Here is a 4632-nt window from a genome sequence, read left to right as displayed (position 1 = left end):
TCTTCTAGTTCTATCCCATTTGCTTTACTAAATAATTCAGCTGTTTTAGGAAAAAAAGTTTGAGCAAAAGCATAATAACCTGTTCGTAATACATAACTATCTGCAATCCCATTTAAGCGATCTTTATGAGCTTGTAATAATAAATATAATAAATTTCCTAATTGAAACCCTCTGTCATTATAATAAACTTTCACCGCTTTTCTCCTTATTCTTTCTAAAATATTGCCCTATTTTTGAGTTGTCAGGCTTTTGAGATAATGCTTTTATTTGTTGCCCAGTATAAAGAACTGTATCTTTAATTTGCAGTACCATCCCTTTAGCATCAAATAATTCTTGAATGATTGTTTTCACTAAATCCTCAATCGCTGTTACTTGATAAATATCTTTATCCTCATATAGTGAAGATACTGGAGGAAGTTGTTCTAATAACTCTAGAGGAACTTCTTGAACTCTTTCAGCTACCTGTTCTGTCACTGGACGATAATAACTTTGTAATGCTGGATTTTTTTCTAGCTGTTCTTTTGTTACAAAATCCCACTGTTGATGAAGTAAGTCATGAATAAATCCTTTTTTCAGATTTCCTCCATATAATGTATCCATAAAATAAATCGAATGGTTTTTGTGATTTTGAAGAACCGCTTGACATACATCATTTTGTACTTGTCCATATCGATTTTCAGAATGTAGGGCACTTTGAGAAGACACTAGGACAAATTGCTTCGTCTTTACTTTCGCAATACTATCCACTAATCTCTCAATCTCTTCTGCTGAATTAACAAGTCCAATATTTGTTTTGAATTTTTCAGAAGAAGGAGCTGTACAAATGACACAGTCATATTCTTGTTGAAGTAGTTCTGATAAATTATCTCGATTGAATCCATCTACTTCATATTGTTTGAAAGACTGCAATTGTTCAAAAACTTTTGAACCAATAACTCCTGTATAACCAATAAGTGCAACTTTTTTACGAGAAGATTTAATTTTTTGAATAATAGACAAGTACGAATCACTTTGCTGATCTTTTGAGGAAATAATTACTTCTCCTGTTACATCCCAGGGTAAATTCAATGTCTTATCAAGTGGCATAATTCCAGAATGTTTCGCACTTGGATCATAATAACCTGTGACTAAATAGTTCAAAATCCCTTTATCCGTTAAAGCTTGAGCCCCATTGGAAACTCCAGCAGGAACAAAGATTGCCATTCCTGGAACGACATCAATCACATCTACAGCTTTATACGTTGGAGAACTCAAACGCAAATCGACAAAGCACATACGAAACGTACCTGAAGCAACGGTCATTAACTTCTCCCAACCTTGGCAATGCATTCCTCGAATCGTTCCTTTTTTTGAAACGGAAACATTGTTTTGCAACTTCCCTTGGAAAAACGACTCCGGAACGCCATATTTTAACAAGTCAATTTTACGCCAATTTTCAACAAAATAACCACGCTCATCATGATGAAGAGGACTTGATAACAGTAATAGTCCTTCAATATTAGGTTTTAACTGCTCTTTTATTTTCAAACTCAGCCCTCCTCTCTTCTTAAAATAAATTGTTCAACATTCTAAAACTTGACGATACATTTCTGCTACTGTTTCTTTTGTATAATTTTTGGCAAAAATCGAAGAAGAATACTCCCCTTTTTGTTGAAAAGCTATAATCATTTCGACTAATTCGTGTAATGAACGGAATGTTTTTGTGTTGGGACAAATTTTTCCATAATATGCATGCGCTAAATCTGTATATGATAATAAACAAACTAATCCTTTGGCAGAAGCTTCCACTGCTGAATTAGCAAAGCACTCACTATAAGAACAAGAAAGATATCCTTGATGTTTCTCATAAGGAACAGTTGTTACAAACCCTGCATAGGTTACATTTTCCGGGAGTTGCTCTTTTGTAATACCTTCCGGTAATGTTCCATAAATCGTTAATCGACTAGCAGGAACTTGTCTAAAGGCTTCAATGGCTAATTCGCATTTTTTTATAACAGTCATATTCCCGACAATACACCAATCAGTTACTGTTTCATATGTTTTTTCTTGAACTTCATCCATATAAACGGGTGGCAAGAACTTCACAACGTCGCTTCCTAAACGTTCTTCTAACACTGGACTGGCTACAATATTCATACACCAATTTTGCAATACAAACTTCATAAAAGGAGCTAATATATTGTAATGAGTAAAGGCAATTAATTCTCTACCCGTATTTTGGAAAAATTTTCTAAGTTGCAATGGATATTCATTGACCATATCAATGATAAACTTATCTTTTGGAGTTGAGTTCTCAGCTAAATAATAACTCACTAACTGCCATTGAGAATACGTCTCTCCTGTTTCAATAAAACGATAAGCATGATAATTCTCACTAATATCCCCTTCTAAAATAATTCCTTTAGATCCAAACAAAGTGAAAGTATTTTGTTTATCATCTAATCGATACAAGAGCTGAGAAGTATAACACTCAACTGTGCCATCCTCATAATGAACTAATCCTACATACCCTTCTTTAGTATATTCGACTTTTTTCACACCTTCTAATGTAGAAAGAAAATTATCTGAAACACACGGCTGAACTCTAGCTAAATCAGATAAATCAAAAATGACATGATAAAAATTTTTGAACCCAAGTTCTTCTAATTGCTCCACAAAGTTAGGAACAATATTACTTAAATTCGTAAGAACGAATTGATGCTCCACACCAAGAGATTGCATCAAGTTTTGACGTGCTAACTGACTACTTTCAAAGCCATAAATACTAATCGGAACCCCTTCTTTTATAGTAAATACTCTCATGATTATTCCCCTTCTAAAACTTCTTCGAGAGTTAATCCTCGTGTTTTAGCTAAACGAGTACGAAAAGCCATCCATCTATCATGACTATCAGAAAGGCGATAATACACCGTCAAATTATTCAGTACAAAAGCATTTTCCTTTGTCACCATTCTCGCCCATAAATGCCAATCTTCAAATCCATCATACCCTTCTTGATAACCACCAGCTTCCACGTAAGCTGACTTTCTAAAGATTACCGTTGAGTGATTAAAGACATTTTGATAGGCTAATTGTAACCATAACTTTTCTCCAAATAAATGATTTTGTTTGTTTCTTTTCAACTTCCTATTTTTTTCATCTTCGTCTGCAGTTACTCTTGAGCCTACAATGTCTAATGAAGAATTTGATTCTAATTGATGTAATACCATCTCCAAATGCCACGGCATCCATACATCATCGGCATCTTGTCTCGCAATAAACTCTCCTTGTGTCATAGTTACTCCAGAAATTAGCGTACAAGAAATTCCTTGGTGTACTAATTTTTCATAATGAATACGAGCATCTGTTAAATATTTCTGACACACTTCTTGCGTTTGATCTGTTGAACCATCATCAACAATCCACAATCTAAACTTTTGATGTGTTTGGTTTAAAATCGACTGAATCGATTCATCAATGGTCTTCTCCCCATTATAAACAGGCATGACAATATCCACACAAGTATCCGATAGAGAAAGATTACGATACTGAATGCCATGTTCCAATAAAATATCTGACTCAAAACTACTTAAAAACGTACGGTAAGCTTGAACCTTAACTCCTTCAATTTCTTTAACGAATAAAAAGGCTGTTGAATAGAAACCATACACTTCTACAAATTCATACTCTTCTAATAATGAATAAATTTCCTCTTCAAAGCAATTAGTAGGTGCAGCTACTTGAATCCCTTCTACTTCCACTACTGCACGTGGGTGAGGATAATAGATATCTGCCTTACAATCTTGGATTGCTTTTTTTGTTAATTGTTTTGTTAATTGAATATCTCCTTCATCGAATATTGACCCTAAAGCTTGTCCTAAAAATACTCGAATAACTTTCCCATTATTTGCTCGCTTAAACTCTTGTGGCTTTGTATTTAAAGTTAGACGTACTTGTCTTTCTTCCTCAAATAACTTCGTTTGATTAAATACTGTAAAATGTTTTTGAGATAGTGACATCATTTGCCCTAATGTTAATCCTAACGGAGAAACTACTCGATGAAGATTTTGTGTATACATATTTGGAACAATAATCGACGTACTGCCATCATCAAAAGTAAATAATTGCATCTGATTAGGAGTAAAGAAACTATACGCTACAGGATTATCCAAACTAGCCAAATACAAGGAAGTAATCACTTTATCTGAAAGAAATTGTTGTAAAGGTTCTTTAACTATTCCATCTTTGAAAATACATACTTCTTTACAGAACTCCTTCATCTTTTCCGCATAAATTAGTTGTCTTGAATCATTCGACATCATTAAATACATGCCATAAAATTCTAAATTTGTATGACGTGCTACTTCTCTAGCAACTAGCACTTGAAAAGGTGATGTACAAAAAATCAGATTCATTTTACTTCCTACTTTCATTGTTGATTCTACATTCCAAATATTTTTTATAAATGAACACTCATATTATATCATAATGCCTATTTGAAAGCTTTTATTTACCCATTGTTTATAAAGAAAAGCCAAAAGGTTTGGTTATGATACCAACCTTTTGGCTTATAGTAGTTAATGATGGAAATCTTTTTAAAGGTTCACTTCAAACTACTCATTTTCTTTTTTCTTAGGAACTTCATGTAATTGA

At 33.4% G+C, this 4632-nt stretch carries 3 protein-coding genes and 1 pseudogene; all 4 read right to left on the bottom strand.

From position 1 onward, the window contains the following. Positions 1-194, bottom strand: a pseudogene (locus RYL55_RS08355) (hypothetical protein); the annotation flags it as partial. Further along, a complete protein-coding gene (locus RYL55_RS08350) occupies positions 178-1527 on the bottom strand; it encodes a dTDP-4-dehydrorhamnose 3,5-epimerase family protein (protein ID WP_315008612.1) in 1350 nt (449 codons plus the stop codon). The pseudogene RYL55_RS08355 and the gene RYL55_RS08350, both read right to left, overlap by 17 nt. Before the next feature lie 33 nt (positions 1528-1560). Next, on the bottom strand, positions 1561-2802 hold the full coding sequence (locus RYL55_RS08345) for a glycosyltransferase (protein ID WP_315008611.1): 1242 nt from the start codon (positions 2800-2802) through the stop codon (positions 1561-1563). 2 nt (positions 2803-2804) lie between these two features. After that, on the bottom strand, positions 2805-4394 hold the full coding sequence (locus tag RYL55_RS08340; RefSeq protein WP_315008609.1) for a glycosyltransferase family 52: 1590 nt from the start codon (positions 4392-4394) through the stop codon (positions 2805-2807). Between the last annotated feature and the right edge of the window lie 238 nt (positions 4395-4632).

The sequence above is a fragment of the uncultured Granulicatella sp. genome, assembly GCF_963515615.1.
Taxonomy (GTDB): Bacteria; Bacillota; Bacilli; order Lactobacillales; family Aerococcaceae; genus Granulicatella.
The sequence above is the reverse complement of the archived record's forward strand: the minus strand, read 5'-3'. Positions and strand labels throughout refer to the sequence as shown.

Coding starts and splice junctions, on each gene's coding strand:
- RYL55_RS08345 (WP_315008611.1), bottom strand. CDS start 2,802: ATGAGAGTATTTACTATAAAAGAAGGGGTTCCGATTAGTATTTATGGC.
- RYL55_RS08340 (WP_315008609.1), bottom strand. CDS start 4,394: ATGAATCTGATTTTTTGTACATCACCTTTTCAAGTGCTAGTTGCTAGA.